Here is a 17,146-nt window from a genome sequence, read left to right as displayed (position 1 = left end):
TGTTGGGGAGCGGAAATGCTGCCTTTTCTGCAACAATTCTCAGCTTAGGAGGGGAGCCCCTCTACATAGGCCCCTTCAAATACGCCGGATACCAAAAAAGCCGCCTCAACCGTTGCACCCGGCAACTTGTTGAGACGGCTTCCTTTATCCCGCCCGCTATCGCTAACGGCGATAGCCGGGCAATACAGCGCGATCTTCAAGCAGCTTCCCGGTTGCCGCATATCGGCAATTAGCCGCTGCCACTTGGAATGCGTAGGCACGACGCGGCTTTCCCGTATGATTTTGCTTGCTGTGATGCAGCGTTTCGCGATGAAAGAACACCGCATCCCCCGGTGCCATCGGCTTGCACGGGATGCCGTTCTCCGGGTCAGCTGCCCGCTTATGGCCGCCTTCCGCATTCAAGTTCGGCTGTCGTCCCAGCCGATGCGACCCTGGAGCAAGCCACAAACCTGCATTATCCTGCGTGATCGGATCAAGCGCAATGAACCCATTCAGCATATGCCCTAAGATGTGCGTGTATTGATTATCTTGATGCCATTCCAGCCCATTGCCATACGGTGCAACAACGGCGTACATGCCCATCCAAATCCGCACGCTGTCGCCAAGTATCGTTTCGAGGAGGCTCACGATATCCGGGTCTGTCAGAAAATCAGTCGTCGCCGGAAACCTGTCCCTCTCTTGCTCCACATCAATAATGGCTTGACTCCTCCATTTGCCGTCTCCCTGCTGGTAGGCGAATTCGGCATGCTCGGCATTGATGGCATCCACCGCATGAGCTGACAGCAGACCCGGCGCATAGAAGTAACCTTCCCGATAAAATTGTTCAATCATGTCTGGGGTCAAAACAAAGTCCGTTAGTTTAGACACTGGCTTCCCGCCTCCCAAGATTGTTCATTTATAGGATACACTCCCATTCTGAATCGCCCCATCCTGCCTGTCAATCCAAACAAAGAAGCTAGCCGCGATTTCCGCAGCTAGCTTCTTTGTCCGTAACTATTCTATTAACGATGTGCTTTATATCCCATCGCCTGCATCAGCTTCGTGAAAATTTCCGTGTTCTCGTAGCTGCCTGCGAACAATTGCGCATTCTTGCCCATTACAGTTACCGGAACATCCACCGCCGTATGACCGGAAGTTGTCCAGTCTACAACAAAGTTTTGCTTGGAGTTAGCGATTGCGAACGGACCGTCTTCTTTGGAAATGCCATCGCCAGACTCGTCTTTTTCATCGACTGGTTCGATGGAAAAGCCGCCTGTTTCATGGTCAGCAAGCACGAGTACAAGCGTATCCGGATTTTTCATAGCAAAATCCTTCGCGATTTGCACGGAGCGATCCAGTTGTTGACCTGCTTTAATCGTCATTTTGGCATTGTTTTGGTGAGCGAATTCATCCGTGCCTTCTTCTTCAACCATCAGGAAGAAGCCTTTTTTGTTGGCGGACAATGTTTCAATCGCCTTCTTCGTCATATCCGGAAGCGAAACGACCGGGTTGTAAATGTCTCCTTCGCCTTCAGCACGCTGTTGGAACATTTCTTCGTTGGCGAACAGACCAAGCAGCTTGCCGCCTTTTGCTTTTTGCATATCCGTCTTGTTCGTCACATAGCTGTAGCCCAATTGTTTTGCTTTATTGATCAGGTTGCCTTGCGTGCCTTTGCTTTTCTCCGATGGATCTTCAGCAGGCTCGTCCTTGAATTTACCCGGCTCGCCGGCTGGATACCAGAAATCTTCGCCACCGCCGAGAAGCACGTCAACTTTGCTCTTCGTCAAATATTGCAGCGCGATATCGCTTTGCTTGGCGCGGTCTTCAACGTGGGCGCCGAATGCTGCACCGGTAGCATCTGTTACTTGGCTCGTTGTAACAACACCCGTCGATTTACCTGCATCCTTCGCATATTCCATGATCGTTTTGACCGACTTCTTATCGGCATCCATTCCGATAGCGCCGTTGTACGTTTTTACGCCACTGGCATAGGCCGTAGCAGATGCTGCTGAATCCGTTACCGGATCAGTAGAGCTTGTATGAATTAGTCCCACGAATGGCATAGAATCCATTGCCAGGCTGCCTTTTTCACCGACAGTAGCCAAACGGATCGCATTACGCTGTGCTGTACCCATGCCGTCTCCGACGAACAAAATAACATTCTTAGTTTGCGAAGAAGCAGCCTCTGCCTTCTCAGTCGACGGTGTAGCCAGGATGCTTGTCACAACAAGCGCTGCTGCCGCTGTTGCAGCAAGCGTGCTTTTCATTCCAATTCTTTTGTGCAAAACCATTTCCCTACCTCCTAGTAATCATCATTTCTACTTGAGTTTACAAATAGTAGATTAAGAGGATGTTTTCTGGATGTGTACTTCTTGTTAAGCTGCTGGAGTTAGATTTGTGTCCATATTTAATGATTAACCGACATAATGTCTTTACCTACGTTATTGTAAAATATAATTTTAAAGTTTGGAGTCGGATTCCATATTCTTTCATCAACTACAATAATATTATTTCCATTTTTAAACTCAACTTTACGACCCTCTGCTATGCCATCAATAATAACCGTATAACTACGTATATCCTTTGCGATTTCTATATTTTTAATAATGATAGCCACAGATCCCTTTTCCATTCCTCCTATAATATAGTTTCCTAGTTCGTTTCCAACATAGTGTTCATAATTTGACTTACCTCTAAATACATAAATATTATTTGAGCCAACAAAGATATAGGACTTATCTTTAAGGGTTACTATCTGCGGATCTTCTATTTGCTGCTCCTTAATAAACTGATTGATATTGTAATTGTTGCGAGCAAAAAATGTTTGACCCAAAATCACAACTAATAATAAAGCAAAAAAGACAGCAAGCATCCTATTACCCATAAAACACATCCTTAAAATTGTTTTCGACACAATACTATAACAAACCCCTTATTAATGTAATTTTATGTAAATTATACATCGACCGATGTCGAATTCACAACTATTAATTCCGATTTTTTTCTCATTAACTTTGAATCTCTTCTCAAAAATTATGACGTCACACATTTAAATTCACCCATCATTTTCATATTCATTTCATATTACTATGTTACGATGGGTAATGATTCCATATTGGTAGAGGAGTGATAGAAACATGAAAGCCAAATTCGCAATACTTGCAGCAGCATTACTACTCATTGCAGCACTGGTCAGCGCCTGCGGGAATAACAACGGTAACAACGGCAACGGCAACAGCAACAATGGCGAGAATGAAGGCAAGGCGACGAATGAAACTTCTACGAACGCGGCTGCAGATCCGGCAAGCGGACCAACCGTAGAGATCAAGCTCGAGGCCAAGGATTTCGAATATGATCAGCAGGAAATTCGCGTGAAGAAAGGCGATCATGTCAAAATCACGCTTCACAGCGACGACGCCGGTCATGGTTTCTCGATTGCGGATTATAATGTAGACATCAAAGGTGATGGCGAAGGCGAATTCGATGCCGCGAATGCGGGTACCTTCGAATTCCACTGCTCCGTCATGTGCGGTTCAGGTCATCGCGATATGGTCGGCAAGCTGATTGTTGACGAAACTTAACGTTTGGATGGTTTACCAAATAGCAATGGCTGCGCATCGCTGCGCAGCCATCTTTATTGTAGGGCATGTAGAATGCGATCGGCCATTTCTGTGGTACTCTGCGTACCGTCGATGACGATGTCCGAGTTTGGTTTGACACTTCTTAGCATCTCCAGGTAAGCATCCCTGCCGCGGGATAGATAGTTCGTTAACTCATGTCGCAGATCGTCCATCGACCGATAGTTATAATCGCGCAAGACCCTTCGGGCTAACGCAATATCCAGAGGGGTATCAATAAATACCGTCAGATTGATGAATTCACGAATGTCGTTATTCAAATACGCAAACGGATAATCGAGCACCAGATAACGAAGCTCAGCATCCTGCAGATAGAGTTCGACATCATGCCTTAATGAAGTAAGATTCCATTCGTTATAATCGGCTCCTCGCTCCACCCAATCACAGATATCCTCCGGGCTGTCCTCAAAGTCATAATCATCAAAATATAAAGCCTGCGCATACGGTAATCGTTCAAGCAGCTGCTCGGTCAACGTCGTCTTCCCGCCTCCGGATACAGCAGCAATTGCAATTACATAAGGTTTTCCGTCCATTATTGCCCTCCAGAGTTGTGTTCATGCTCCTATATGGAACATTTTTCCCCATACCTTGCAAGCATAACACAATCACCGCAAATTGGAATGGGTTTCCAATCCCTACTTGCTTATCATGCCTGCCTTATGTATGCCCCCTATTGTACTGGCCGTCCAGCTTGCATTATACTAATAAAATATATATTAATGAGACGGATCGGTTTGGAGGATCAGCGTGAAAGAGCATAGACCCCGCTATCAAATCTTAATCGACTACTATACGGACCGCATTGCCTCAGAGGAATTGCGAGCAGGAGACAAACTGCCGACAGGGCCGGAAATTGCCGAACAGTTCGGCGTGAGTGCCATTACCGTCACTCATGCCATGAGGCAGCTGGAAACGGATGGACTGATTAAGCGGATTAAGAAAAAAGGGACCTTCGTAACGGATAGAACGCCGCAACCGCTGGCTGACTCTCTTACCGAATCAAGAGGAGTGGCAGGTTCGGCATCCATGGCCTCGACGCTGCCCATTCCAGTCATCTCGCTCGTGATGCCGTTTAGCGAAACGATTGGCTATGAGATCTTACGCGGTGTAGAGGAAGAGTGCGCTGCGCAAGGGCTGTATGTTACGTTCCACAATTCCAAATACGACGATGTGGTCGAGCGGAGCATTATTCAGAAGCTTGCAAAGGATCGCGTCAGCGGCATCATCATCTATCCGGTGTCCAGCTATAAGAACATCGATGTCTTCAGCCATCTTGCTATCGAGGGAATTCCGTTTACGCTCATTGATCGGAACATTGAAGGGCTGGAAGCACCGCTTGTCGTTTCCAACAATATCGAAGCAGGCTACAGCCTTGCTTCGCATCTCCTCCGGCTTGGTCATACACGGCTCGCCTTCGTATGCCAATCGTGGAAAGAAGCGGTATCCGTCAGCGACCGCTACAAGGGATACTGCAATGCCCTCATTGAAGCAGGCATTCCGCCTCAGCCCGAATGGCTGATTAACCTGGAGACGCTGAAGGTGAACAAGACGGCCGGCAATCCGTATGATGTGCTGCTTGACCATCTGCTTGCCATGACACCAACGCCTACGGCTGCTGTAGCCGTGAATGATTATACCGCCACGGGCCTGCTCAAGGCCGCACTCCAACGAGGAATCGCGGTACCGGAGCAGCTGTCTGTCACCGGCTTCGACAACCTCTCCTTCACCGCACATCTCGAGGTGCCGCTCACAACAGTCGAGCAAGACTTCTACAGTATCGGCCGCGATGCGGCGAAGCTTGTCTTAGCTCCGGCACAGGATCGCAACCGCTCCAAGCTAGTACTCGGAACGAAGCTGATTGTGCGGCAATCGACCGGCAAACCTACTTTCCCATGACGCTAGAGCGGTCATGGGATTTTTTTATATATATTTTAATAAATACAGATTTACAATAATCGGTGTTCGATTTATGATTAAAACATATTTTAATAATTCAAATGAAATGAGGTCTGTCCTTCTATGCCGACGCCAAAAGCAATTATACATGTTATTTCGCACACCCACTGGGATCGTGAATGGTATATGCCTTACGAGGCGCATCATGCCAAACTCATTCAAACGATGGATGGTCTGCTCGAAATTATGGACCAGGATCCGGAGTTTCGCAGCTTCTATTTAGACGGTCAGACGATCGTGCTCGAGGATTATCTGCAAGTGTATCCCGAGAAACGTGAGAAGCTTATTGAGCTGGTCCAAGAAGGTAAGCTCTCTGCCGGCCCTTGGTATATTCTGCAGGATGAGTTTCTGACCAGCAGCGAAGCCAATATTCGCAACATGCAGATCGGACATCGTGATGCTAAAGCTTATGGTCCTGTTTCCAAGCTTGGCTACTTCCCCGACTCCTTCGGGAACATGGGGCAGGCCGCTCAGATTCTGCAGCAAGCAGGCATCACGACAGCCGTGTTCGGACGCGGCGTGAAAGCTACCGGCTTTAATAACAGCGTTTCGGAAGCATTGGACCTCGAATCGCCATTCTCGGAGCTGCACTGGGAATCGCCGGATGGCTCACGGGTGCTCGGCATCTTGTTCGCCAATTGGTACAACAACGGCATGGAAATCCCTGAGGAGCCGGCAGCGGCGCGTAAGTTCTGGGATAATGCCATCGCGAATGCATCTAAGTATGCTTCAACACCGCATCTGCTTCTCATGAACGGCTGCGATCACCAGCCAGCACAAGCGAATTTATCCGCTGCACTTCGGACGGCTCGCGAGCTGTATCCGGACTATGACTTCATTCATTCCAATTACGATGATTACGTAGCCGCCGTGCAATCTGCTTTGCCGGAGACGTTAAGCACAATCAGAGGCGAGCTTCGCGGTCAGCGTACGGATGGCTGGTATTCCCTCGTCAATACGGCATCATCGCGTATTTATATTAAGCAGCTCAACCAAGAGAACCAGACGATGCTGGAAAAGATCGCTGAACCCTTGGCTGCTATGGCCCATGTGAATGGCCGACAATATCCACATGGACTGCTCAACTATGCCTGGAAAACGTTGATGCAAAATCACCCTCATGACAGCATCTGCGGCTGCAGCGTGGATGAAGTCTACCATGAGATGAAAACTCGCTTCGAGAAGAGCAAAGGAGTCGCTGCTGCCGTAATCGCTGACAGCTTGGCTCATTTGAGCGCACAGATCGATACCGCGAGCTTCGCATCCATCAGCTCGGACAGTGCGCCATTCGTTGTATACAGTACGAGCGGATATGCACAGAGCGGCGTTGTAACCGTGGAGCTAGAGCTTGGCCGCCGCTACTTCCAGCCTGGCGAGAGCCCGGAGAACAATGCGAAGTTTGTCTTGGAGCATACAACAGCAGATGGCTATGTCGTGAACCATCTGGGCGACAAGCTGGATTTCACAAGCGTGGACCTTGGCGTGCGATTCGGCTATGATTTGCCGGACGATAAGTTTAGGCAGCCGTATTTTGCCCGCGTTGTTGCTGTAACGTTCGAGACCGTAGCGCTTCCTGCGATGGGGTATTCCAGCTTCGCGTGGATTCCGGCGGCGGCATCGGCTTCACTGACGATGGAGTCATCATCGCTAGTCGCTGCTGAGAACACGATGGAGAATGCTTACCTCCACGTTACCATTGCCGGTGACGGCAGCCTGACGATTACGGACAAACGATCCGGCGAGACATTTGCAGGCCTGGGCGTTTACGAGAATGTAGGCGACATTGGCAACGAATATATTTTCAAGCAGCCTGAAGGCGACACCGCCATTACTACTAGTGGGCTCGATGCTCAAGTTGTACTTGTTGAAGATACAGCCTACCGGGCGACGTATGAAATTACGCATACGTTCGACATTCCGGAGCAAGCCGATGAACGGCTGCAGCAGGAAATCGCCACGATGGTTAATTTCCTCGACCGCAAAGCACAACGTTCCTCGAAACTTGTGCCGATCACGATAGTAACACGCGTTAGTCTCAGCCGTTCCGAGGAAGGCGTCCGTGTTCAAGCCGCTTTCAATAATCCTGCGAAGGATCAACGTCTGCGCGTATTGTTCCCATCTGGCGTTACGGCAGCGAAGCACTACGCCGATTCCATCTTCGAGGTCGCTGAGCGGGATACCATCCCGACTGAGGAGTGGGTGAACCCGAGCAACTGCCAACATCAGAGCGCTTTTGTCGATGTGCATGAGAACGGCCGCGGTTTAACCATTGCCAATAAAGGTCTCAATGAATATGAAGTGCTGCGTGATGGAGACGGGACGATTGCGGTGACGATCTTGCGATCAACCGGCGAGCTTGGCGATTGGGGTGTATTCCTAACGCCGGATGCACAGTGCTTGGGTCCGAATGTCGCCGAGTGGATGATCCTCCCTCATAGGGGCGGGGATTCGCGATTCACCGCTTATCAACAAGCTTACGGTTTCCAAGTGCCGATGCAGGTTAACCAAACTGATGCGCATGAAGGGAAGCTGCCCCCTCAGGGGAGCCTGCTCGATTGGAGCTCTGCTGGTCCTTCCGGCCTCGCCCTCTCCAACGTGAAGATCAACGAAGACCGCGGCGATCTGATCGCCCGCTGGTATAACCTCTCCGGCGAATCGGCTGAGCTGACCGTCAGCTCGCAATCGCATGGCCGTCTGTACGAGAGCACCGTGCTCGAAGACGCGAATGCTGCCGGCGACTTAGGAACTGACGGCTCCGCTACCGTGCCGGTTCAAGGGTATAAGATTATTAGCATTGGGATGAGCGCTGAGTAATAGTAAAAGAAACTAGAAATGGCAGTCTGGGATGGGAGCATCCTGGACCGCCATTTCTTATAGCGCTATTGGCCGAGTTTGAAGTTGCTGAGATTCTAACGAATCATAGAGGCCTTAATTGCAGTAAATTGGCTCCAAAACACAAACAATCCGCTCTATTCTCGTAATTGATCGACATTCTCACTTATATTTTTCAAATACTTGCTTATACTTTTCTTCATAATACGGATCACGTTCGTTAATTTCCAGTGCTGCCAGGTCATCTGTTAAAACGGATCCGTCTTTAACTTTTGCTTTATCAAAGTTATATTTCCCTTGCTGCAATCCTATGATTTCGTAGTAGTCTTTTCCTGGCTCATTATACAAAAATAATACATACTCTTTATTATCCTTCAATGGAATATACACTTCATTACCAACTATTCTGTAGGCTCCTGAAATATCTCGCCAGTCCGCATACCATTCGACCACTTTTATTTTGTCTTTATTAATAACAGAAGTGTTTTTTGGTTTATATACTTTTTGCACCACGAAAGTTGAATAGGTTTTGAATTCACTAGGTACCTTCTCGTTATCAAAAACAATATCAGTCGATACTTTTTCGCTTAATGTTCCTCTTACAATTAAGGTAGCCATTTGTTCGAGTTCATTTAATGAATACAACTTCTCCTTGCCATCGACTCGTAACTCTTGCGTATGAAAGTGTCTATAGCCGAAAAAGCTAATCATGAATGTCAGACAAAGAAGTGTGGTAAATAACATTCTCTTCTTCATATATGTGCCTCCTGCTAGTATTTGTATTGGATCATCGAGACATCATGACTAAGTGGTGTTGTTTTATCATTGAAACCGTATTGTCTCATTATGGAAATAGAGTCCTCCGTTGTATTCGAATTATGTTTTAATGCAGATACGTGACCGAACTCATGAGTAACCGTTTCTTGAATACGAGTGTATGATAAATTCTGCAATCCATTTCCGGTTGTATTCGTATTCGTATTTAATCTAACAATAGAATCTTTCCATTCCGCACTCCAATCTGCAGTATAACCCCAAATAATAGAATAACTATAATTTGAAGTATCAGCATACAAGCCCGTTACACCAAGATCAGCCCCTCGGACATTAACGCGGGCAACATGACTTGTATCAGTTGAGGAACTAGTATATACAGACGAAAAATTTAAAGCAGGTTCTATTCCATTCCAAGCTGATGCTGCATTTTGAATTCGCAAAAGATAACCTTGGGCACTAGTCCCTACTGCAACGTCTAAATTATTAGAGACTGACGATGGCCAATTACCACTGTAGATATCTGTGTTTGTATGTCCCATTGCTGTGGATACTCCCAATGTACCAGCAAGCACAAAAGGAACGATCGAAGAAAATATCTTTTTATTCATGTTTCAATCCTCCTTGTAGTCATAGAAGCCTTTCAACTAACTCTAAAGATGCTAGTGAATACATAAAAACGAAATAGTATACCCCCTCTCAACAAATCTCATATTTTGTATATATTAAATTTTTTTTCATATAATATCTATAAAATGGTATTTTGTAAATAAAAATATTTTTTGCACTTGCCTTGATTTCTCTAGAAAAAATGATAATTTTTAACGAAAAATCTGGAATGTAAACATCCCGGACTGCCGTTTGTTATTGGCCGAACTTGAGACTTATTTATCTCCCAAACTTTAACACTGAAATTATAAACAAAATTTAACAAAATTTTAGAAAAAGGCAACTTCACTATCTTGATCCATCTAGTAAATAATGCTAAGTTTCTAATGTAAATATTTACTATCTGTACTAAGGAGTGCTTGAATAGTGGACATCAGGAAGGGCTTGTTCTCATCCATTGCAGCTATGCTGCTGCTTTCTTCCTGCCAAGAGGAAGACAGATTACTTAGGAGCGCCGATCAGAAGACTACACTGGAGATTGCGTATTTCTCCGAGGCCAATTTCAAAGAGAAGTATCGGGACCTGCTTGATCGCGAATTTCCGAATCTTCACTATACGATCGAATCCTATTCGGATGTGGTAAAAGGCAAGATAAGCGCAGAGGAATGGTTAAATAAGCATCCGGACATCGATGTGATTTTCGTTCCGGGGCAACAAATAAATGAATATATCGATCATGGTTTATTAAGAGATATGGACTCCATTGCAACAAACGATCATTATGATTTATCTTTATTTGTTCCATCGGCGATTGAATTTGTTCGTGCATATGGCAATGGCAAATTGTACGGAATACCATCAAATTTCAATAGTAAAGCGATCCTATACAACAAGCAGCTCTTTGATCTTAATCATGTAGCGGTGCCGACAGGAAATGAAACGTGGCAGGATGTATTGGAAAAATCGATTCATTTTGTTTCCGAAAACCAGCCAACGATAAAGGGACTGCAGATCGATAGCCCGACTCCTTATTTTTTGCTGCGTGATATGGGGTGGAGCAAGGGATTGTCCATGTATCAATCAGACAACGTTTCCCTTAATTCGAAGGGATGGGAATCGGTTTGGAATACGGCATCGGAAGCATTGAAGAGCGGATCAATCGTATTTGAGCAAGAGCCGACTGTGGATGAATTTGTTCGCGGAGAACGGGCGATGATACTGGCTTCCTACGAAGAATATACACATATCGTTCAGCAGAATCCTGCATTCGAATGGAATGCCGTTCCTATACCGTCGGAAGAGGATAAACCCGGTACCACGCGTCATTTTACAGTCGATGGGATCTATGCGATTGCGAATCAGACCCATGATGAAGATGCCGCATGGGAGCTCATTAAGTTTCTCAATTCCGAGAAAACGATGAGATGGACATCACAAAATAACCATGGGTTTCCTGCTCTACTCAGTCAAATTGATCAAGAACGTGCAGCTGCTTATTATCATTCATCGGCTCTGCTTCCATATAACGATTACTTGTCTATTTCGGTTTACAACTTGGTGAATCAGACACTAGGGCAAATAGTAGACAACAAGCTGGATGTGCAAGCAGCTCTGGAAGAATTGCAAAGTAAAGCAGCCATTCAATTCGCTGAGGAGCAAGCCGGTACGTCATGATTCAATAGATGGGCAACCTAATTCTACCCGGGTTTGAGTCAATCTCTATACTGCAGATGGAGAATGACTTCAATATACCAAATTGAACAGTAGGAGAGATCGCTAGAATGAACAAGCTGTCCAGAAATCTAGGCATTTTGACTGTACTAGGGACGGTATTCGTCACCTCTGTACTTCCGGCATCGGCAGCAATTGACCCGAATGTCAGCACCAACGCTTATATTAATTACAGCCAGTCAAGCTCAACTTATGTAAGAGGCAAAGCTTATGCGGTTACGACAAACAGTAACATGCAGTCGCTGAATGTGAATGGTGTTTTCTCTCAAGGCGGTGTACAGAAAGAGTCAGGCGTAGGGTCAACCACAACGATTGGCAGCGAAGCTGCATGGTACACGAAAGACTTAACCTATAAAGCGAATGTATCTTGCTCGTTGAGCGTTGCTTCTCGCACTTATTATAAGAATGGTACCAGCAGTGACCAATCTTACAGCAACACTACTTGGTAATCTACCTCGGGTGGGGATAACATCCCCGCCTTTTCTTATGGAGGAATGAGATGAACGTTCGAAAAGCAGCACTTCTATGTGGCTTGGTGTTAATGATGAACACGATAACCGGATGTCAGACCGCGGACTCCAAGGAGACAGTCACACTAACGGTAAATTATCCAAACGCCGCGGCGTTCTATCAGCGCTATGGATATGAGTTTGAAAGGAAGCATCCCGGAATGAAAGTAGAAGTACTAACCATCGGAGCTGACTCCGTTACAGCCGGAGAACGGGTTCCAGATGTTGTATTTACTGATACTATGATGCAGTACAATAAGATGATTTCAACGAATAAGTTAGTTGAACTTCGGCAATTTATGCATGACGATGAAGTAAGCATGAACAAGCTATCCCCCATCGTCATTGATTTATTGTCTACTAAAGAAGATCAATTATATGGCTTGTCTCCCTCGTATATGAGCCAAGGCATTTATTATAATATGGATTTGTTTAAGAAGTATGGAATACCGTTCCCGACGAATCAGATGAGCTGGAAGCAAGTGTTTGAGACTGCTAAACGATTTCCACAAGAGATGGATAATGGTGAAAGACTCGACGGTTTCGTAACGAACTATTACCGCGATATCGAGTTCGCCTCATTTCTTCGTGTAGGTCAGACAGAGGGACTACGGTTCATTAATCCAGATGAGTTGAAGGTTTCTATTCATACAGCTCAATGGAAAGCCATCTACACTGAAGTCGTGGAAGCCTATCGTGCAGGAGCCATCTATAATGTAGCGGAAGAGCCAGGCGGCACCATCAAACCTGACCCGTTTCTGAGCGGCAATGCCGCAATGCAGGTGTTCACGCAAACGGCAGCATTTCAACTTAATAACGGTGCTGAATATTTTCATCTTCCGCCAGTGAACTGGGGGGTTGTTACAGCTCCCGTTCAAACGGGCAATCCTACCTATTCCGATTCGTACAGCGTAAATGAAATTTTCAGTTTATCGTCCGCGTCGAAGCATCAGTCAGAAGCATGGGAACTGCTATCTTTCATAGTAGGTGACAGCAGCAATATGAAGTCGAATATGCAGGCGAACGTGGAAACAGGAATTCCGGCGATCAGCGATATAAAGTTGAATGCAGCCGGACATGACATTTCGGCCTTTTCCAGCCAGATGGCGGCTAAACTTAAAGTTGACCCCTACATTGACGTTGACTATGAAATTATCAATGCATTTAAGACTGTCGGACAACGGATTATGAAGGATGTCATTGAAGGGCGAGTATCCCTTGAAGATGGTTTGCGGTTTACCGAGCAGAATGGGCAAAAGGCGGTCGATGCAGCGGCAGTGCAGCTAGAGCAAAAGAAGTAATCATTTGGCGATGGCTCGTCTCGAAGAAAATGTTGCCCGAAAGGCAGCATTTTATTTAGTTTTCATTCTGGTAACCATAAAATGCTGCCGAATAAGCAGCATTTCGCTATGGTAAGGTACTTTGAAGCGGTTATGAGCCGAAAATGTTGCATTCTAAGCAGCATTTCATCAAATAGTGGCCTTTCGCCTCTGAAATATTGACTAATCGGCAACATTTCGCCCTCCGCCCCCCGCCCCACTGCTCGGCGCAAAAAAGAGGCCGATGAGCAATCATCAGCCTCTTTCCTATGTCCTAGTTCATCTATATCCTACAGTTTGCTAAGTGTTTCAGTCAGAACTGGAACGATTTGCGATTTGCGGGAAACTACGCCCTTCAGAACCGCTTTGTTGTCGTCAAGCTTCACGCTGTACGCTTGCTCAACGGCTGCCGCTTGTTTACCAAGTGCCAGCGCAACGGAATCGTTGTTCAAGATGTCAGTTACGACGAATACGAACAGGTCAAGGCCTTTGTCAGCGATGATCGTGTTCAGTGCCGCTTCAACTTCTGCTTGGCGGGACAATACGTCGTTTACGTCAACCGCGTTTACTTGCGCGATTTCTACCTTGTAGCTGCCCATCGAGAATTCTTTCGCATCAAGCGAGATCAATTGCGCGATTGTTTTGTCGCTGAGATCAGCGCCGGCTTTGAGCATTTCAAGGCCGTAAGTTTCAGGCGTTACACCTGCGATTGCTGCAAGCTCGCGAGCTGCTGCAACGTCTTCCGGCGTGCAAGTCGGCGATTTGAACAGCAAGGAGTCGGAAATGATGGCCGAAAGCATCAAACCTGCAATGTTGCTGTCGATCGCGATGCCGTTTTCTTTGTACATTTTGTTAAGGATGGTCGCCGTGCAGCCTACAGGCTCGCAGCGGTAGTAGAGCGGGTGAGCAGTCTCGAAATTAGCGATACGGTGGTGGTCGATAACTTCAAGGACGCGCACTTTATCGATGTCGCTAGCGCTTTGCTGACGCTCATTGTGGTCAACAAGAATAACGCTGCTTGTTTCGTTCGAAACGGTCTCAACCAAACGAGGCGCAGCCGCTTTAAATTGATTCAGCGCGTATTGCGTTTCGCCGTTCACTTCACCAAGACGAACCGCTTCAACCTCTTGGCCAAGCTTTGTTTTCAAGTCTGCATAAGCAATTGCCGAACAGATTGTGTCCGTGTCCGGGTTTTTGTGTCCGAAAATCAATGTTTTTGACATCTTCATACTCCTTATTCGCTGTTTATTGGGTGCTGGCGACCATAAGAACGCCGGTAAGAATAAATCCCTAATCGGTATTATACCGTTTATTGCCGTGAATTCCTATTCCATTACAGGTAAATTCCTCACAGTTCTATATTTCGTCAAAAAGTTCAGGTGCCTTGTCCGCCCGAAGACGCTTCTCCACCAACTCGAAGAGTGCATCGTAGAACAAATCCGCCTCGTTCTCCCGCAGTGCTCCCAGAATCGGAATCGTTGTCGCGAGCCCGCCCCACTGCTGCTTAAAGTACGCTTTGCGCACGGCATTGCCGCCATCCCGTTTCATTGGATTGTACGTCCACCGCAGATGAGACGCTATCCCTTCGCGATCATAAACGAGCTTCTGAATCTCGGCATGCGTGGTCGATTTATCCCCTGCATAGATCACCATATAATAGTTGTCATTCCGATGCCAATCGATGAACAGCACATATAACGCGCCGCCGATTGTACGGGCAATATGATACGCATTCACAAGCGGTTTGCCATTGGACCATTGATGAAAATTCGATAGCGGCAATCCATCCATACTGATACGTGTTACATCATAGGCTTCGACTGGCCCAACACTAGATCGCTCTATCCATTCCGAAAGTACAGCAGCTTCCTGCTTCTCCACAACTATCAACTCCTTTTGCATGCAGCCTTCCATATGATCGCGATATAATGAAGATAACCTATTATTGGCTTGTCCGAAAGGATCTGTGGCATTATGAATTCGTTCGAAATTGTCGGCACGCCAAGCGAGTTTGCGCGGAGTCATCTGTTCTTTGGATTAATCGGCGGTTATGATGCACCTCGATCGGATTTTCTCTATACGCGCGACTATTATCCGGCTTATGAAATCCTGTTCATCACCAAAGGCAAAGGCGCCTTCAAGCATGCCAACCAGTGGATTGAGATCGTGGAAGGCGACTGCGTTGTGCATGACATGCGGCTGCCTCACGCTTATAAGACGGAAGCGAAGAACGCTTTCGAAATGTATTATTTGGTATTCGACGGCATTGACATGGAGCATTTCTGGCCGAAGCTGTTCGGCGAACCGTCCTATTCCATCGTGCAAAATCTTCCTTCAGTTAATGAAATCCACAGTCTGCTCGAACAGATCGCAGCGCTTATGAGTGAGCAGCATCCGGCCTATGAGATGCCTCTGTCTGCGCATATCTATCAGCTGCTTATGGAGATTTTCCGGAAGCAGCGCGACTTAGGGGGTTCATGGCTGACGAACCACGGCTCCGAACCGGAGCCTCTGCAGCGGGCACGAGCGTTCATGGATGCGAACTATTTGGAGGTTGAAGACGTATCGCAGCTGGCACAAATCGCCAATCTCAGCCTGTATCATTTTATCCGCCAATATAAGAAGCAATACGGCGTTACGCCGAAGGAATACGTCCTGCTCAAGAAGGTGCATCATGCGAAGCGTTTGCTCATCAGCACGTCTCTCTCGATCGGGGAGATCAGCGAGCAAAGCGGATTTGCCAGCTATAATTCCTTCCTGCATGCTTTTCTGAAAGTTCAGCATGATTCGCCGCGAGATTTCCGCCGGAGCTTGCGTCGTCTCTAATATTGATTGGGCTATTCTTATAAACAGCAATTTATTGAGTTTAATCGGCAATTCGCCAGCTTCAATCGTACCTCTCTATATCGTAAACTAAAGTTAATTAAAGCGTTTACTGACTAGGAGGGTCTAAGAATGAGCCTATACGGATTAACGAGCGAACAGCAATTGATGTGGGAACGTGATGGTTTTCTGGTGATTGAGGATTTTCTGAGCAGCCAAGAAGTCGATTCCATTAACGAAGACATGGATCAAGCTTTTCATGACTTCGAAGTCAATGGTCGCGTCAACCCAGCTACCGGGCAGTTGAACCATGTGAAGCAGATTTGCGGCATCATTGAGTATGGTGAGACCTTTGCCGGGCTTTTGGAGCATAAACGGATGATGAATATTTTGCGGGATATGATCGGCAATCAATTCGTGATGATCGATAACGATGCCCTTCTCAAACCTCCGGGCAAGATTTCGCATACCAACTGGCACCGTGACACGACTACGAAAATTTTCTTTGGCGATAAGCAAGCACCTTTCATGGTCAAAGTGTTCTACTTCCTCTCCGATGTGCCGTATGACGGAGGTTGCCTCGCCTTCTTGCCAGGCAGCATCCACATGAAGGATGAGGATTTGCCTAAAGTGGAGAAACAAGAGGACCTCCCGGGCCATGTCAGAATGAACGTCAAAGCCGGAACGGCCGTTATCTTCAACGGCTACACGTACCACTCGGCGCTGAACAATCTGTCTGATGTCACTCGCCGCTCACTCATTTACAACTACGCCCAATCCTGCTTGCGCACATGGCCTGGTTACGAGCCTTCCGAAGAGCTCAAAGCCGGTGCAACCTCGAATATGCGCAAAATGCTGCTCGGCGTAACGCCGTGGATGACCGATGCGAAAGCCTTCGAAGAAGAAGACGCCGCTGCCGCGTCCAGCAGCAAAATGATGATGGGCTAATAAGCAAGGGTACCGGGCTGCCGGTACC

General features: G+C 46.9%; 16 protein-coding genes. 8 read left to right on the top strand and 8 right to left on the bottom strand.

Going from position 1 to position 17,146, the window contains the following annotated elements; all coding sequences use genetic code 11:
- Nucleotides 1-162: 162 nt before the first annotated feature.
- The 3 genes from BLW29_RS27080 to BLW29_RS27070 form a co-directional block, all read right to left on the bottom strand.
- A complete protein-coding gene (locus BLW29_RS27080) occupies nt 163-867 on the bottom strand; it encodes a phytanoyl-CoA dioxygenase family protein (RefSeq protein WP_090985573.1) in 705 nt (234 codons plus the stop codon).
- Nucleotides 868-1,001: 134 nt separating this feature from the next.
- Nucleotides 1,002-2,270: an alkaline phosphatase gene (locus BLW29_RS27075; RefSeq protein WP_090985571.1), complete on the bottom strand. Its 1,269-nt coding sequence runs from the start codon at nt 2,268-2,270 to the stop codon at nt 1,002-1,004.
- A gap of 116 nt (nt 2,271-2,386) precedes the next feature.
- Entirely contained in the window at nt 2,387-2,863 is a 477-nt protein-coding gene (locus tag BLW29_RS27070) for a hypothetical protein (protein WP_090985569.1), read from the bottom strand.
- Nucleotides 2,864-3,116: 253 nt separating this feature from the next.
- Between BLW29_RS27070 and BLW29_RS27065 the strand changes: the two genes are divergently transcribed.
- Complete coding sequence (locus BLW29_RS27065; protein WP_090985567.1) at nt 3,117-3,560, top strand: cupredoxin domain-containing protein; 444 nt, start codon at nt 3,117-3,119, stop codon at nt 3,558-3,560.
- 53 nt (nt 3,561-3,613) lie between these two features.
- Here the strand turns inward: BLW29_RS27065 and BLW29_RS27060 are convergent, their stop codons facing one another.
- Nucleotides 3,614-4,150: a nucleoside/nucleotide kinase family protein gene (locus BLW29_RS27060; RefSeq protein WP_090985565.1), complete on the bottom strand. Its 537-nt coding sequence runs from the start codon at nt 4,148-4,150 to the stop codon at nt 3,614-3,616.
- A 214-nt stretch (nt 4,151-4,364) separates the two neighbouring features.
- On the opposite strand from BLW29_RS27060, the gene BLW29_RS27055 reads away from it, so the two are divergent.
- Both BLW29_RS27055 and BLW29_RS27050 read left to right on the top strand, forming a co-directional pair.
- Entirely contained in the window at nt 4,365-5,513 is a 1,149-nt protein-coding gene (locus BLW29_RS27055) for a LacI family DNA-binding transcriptional regulator (protein ID WP_090985563.1), read from the top strand.
- Nucleotides 5,514-5,636: 123 nt separating this feature from the next.
- Nucleotides 5,637-8,387, top strand: coding sequence for an alpha-mannosidase (locus BLW29_RS27050; protein WP_090985561.1), 2,751 nt, complete (start codon nt 5,637-5,639; stop codon nt 8,385-8,387).
- Nucleotides 8,388-8,567: 180 nt separating this feature from the next.
- On the opposite strand, the gene BLW29_RS27045 is transcribed toward BLW29_RS27050, so the two are convergent.
- Nucleotides 8,568-9,161: a hypothetical protein gene (locus BLW29_RS27045; RefSeq protein WP_090985560.1), complete on the bottom strand. Its 594-nt coding sequence runs from the start codon at nt 9,159-9,161 to the stop codon at nt 8,568-8,570.
- Between the two features lie 14 nt (nt 9,162-9,175).
- On the bottom strand, nt 9,176-9,790 hold the full coding sequence (locus tag BLW29_RS27040) for a zinc metalloprotease (RefSeq protein ID WP_090985559.1): 615 nt from the start codon (nt 9,788-9,790) through the stop codon (nt 9,176-9,178).
- Between the two features lie 424 nt (nt 9,791-10,214).
- On the opposite strand from BLW29_RS27040, the gene BLW29_RS27035 reads away from it, so the two are divergent.
- The 3 genes from BLW29_RS27035 (at nt 10,215) to BLW29_RS27025 (ending at nt 13,329) form a co-directional block, all read left to right on the top strand.
- A complete protein-coding gene (locus BLW29_RS27035; RefSeq protein ID WP_090985557.1) occupies nt 10,215-11,462 on the top strand; it encodes an ABC transporter substrate-binding protein in 1,248 nt (415 codons plus the stop codon).
- A 107-nt stretch (nt 11,463-11,569) separates the two neighbouring features.
- A complete protein-coding gene (locus tag BLW29_RS27030) occupies nt 11,570-11,968 on the top strand; it encodes a hypothetical protein (protein WP_090985555.1) in 399 nt (132 codons plus the stop codon).
- 50 nt (nt 11,969-12,018) lie between these two features.
- The gene (locus BLW29_RS27025; RefSeq protein WP_090985553.1) at nt 12,019-13,329 is read left to right on the top strand and encodes an ABC transporter substrate-binding protein; all 1,311 of its coding nucleotides are present in this window, start codon (nt 12,019-12,021) and stop codon (nt 13,327-13,329) included.
- Between the two features lie 308 nt (nt 13,330-13,637).
- Here BLW29_RS27025 and BLW29_RS27020 read toward each other — a convergent pair whose 3' ends face one another.
- Together BLW29_RS27020 and BLW29_RS27015 are read right to left on the bottom strand one after the other, a co-directional pair.
- On the bottom strand, nt 13,638-14,570 hold the full coding sequence (locus BLW29_RS27020; protein ID WP_090985551.1) for a manganese-dependent inorganic pyrophosphatase: 933 nt from the start codon (nt 14,568-14,570) through the stop codon (nt 13,638-13,640).
- A 133-nt stretch (nt 14,571-14,703) separates the two neighbouring features.
- Entirely contained in the window at nt 14,704-15,228 is a 525-nt protein-coding gene (locus BLW29_RS27015; RefSeq protein WP_090985549.1) for a hypothetical protein, read from the bottom strand.
- Nucleotides 15,229-15,321: 93 nt separating this feature from the next.
- Between BLW29_RS27015 and BLW29_RS27010 the strand changes: the two genes are divergently transcribed.
- The gene (locus BLW29_RS27010; protein WP_090985547.1) at nt 15,322-16,173 is read left to right on the top strand and encodes a helix-turn-helix domain-containing protein; all 852 of its coding nucleotides are present in this window, start codon (nt 15,322-15,324) and stop codon (nt 16,171-16,173) included.
- A gap of 129 nt (nt 16,174-16,302) precedes the next feature.
- Nucleotides 16,303-17,118 (top strand): phytanoyl-CoA dioxygenase family protein, encoded by an 816-nt coding sequence (locus tag BLW29_RS27005; protein ID WP_090985546.1) that lies wholly within the window; start codon nt 16,303-16,305, stop codon nt 17,116-17,118.
- Nucleotides 17,119-17,146 lie beyond the last annotated feature (28 nt).

The sequence above is a fragment of the Paenibacillus sp. CF384 genome (assembly GCF_900106745.1).
Lineage (GTDB): Bacteria > Bacillota > Bacilli > Paenibacillales > Paenibacillaceae > Paenibacillus_Z.
This window is presented reverse-complemented; position numbering and strand designations above follow the sequence as displayed.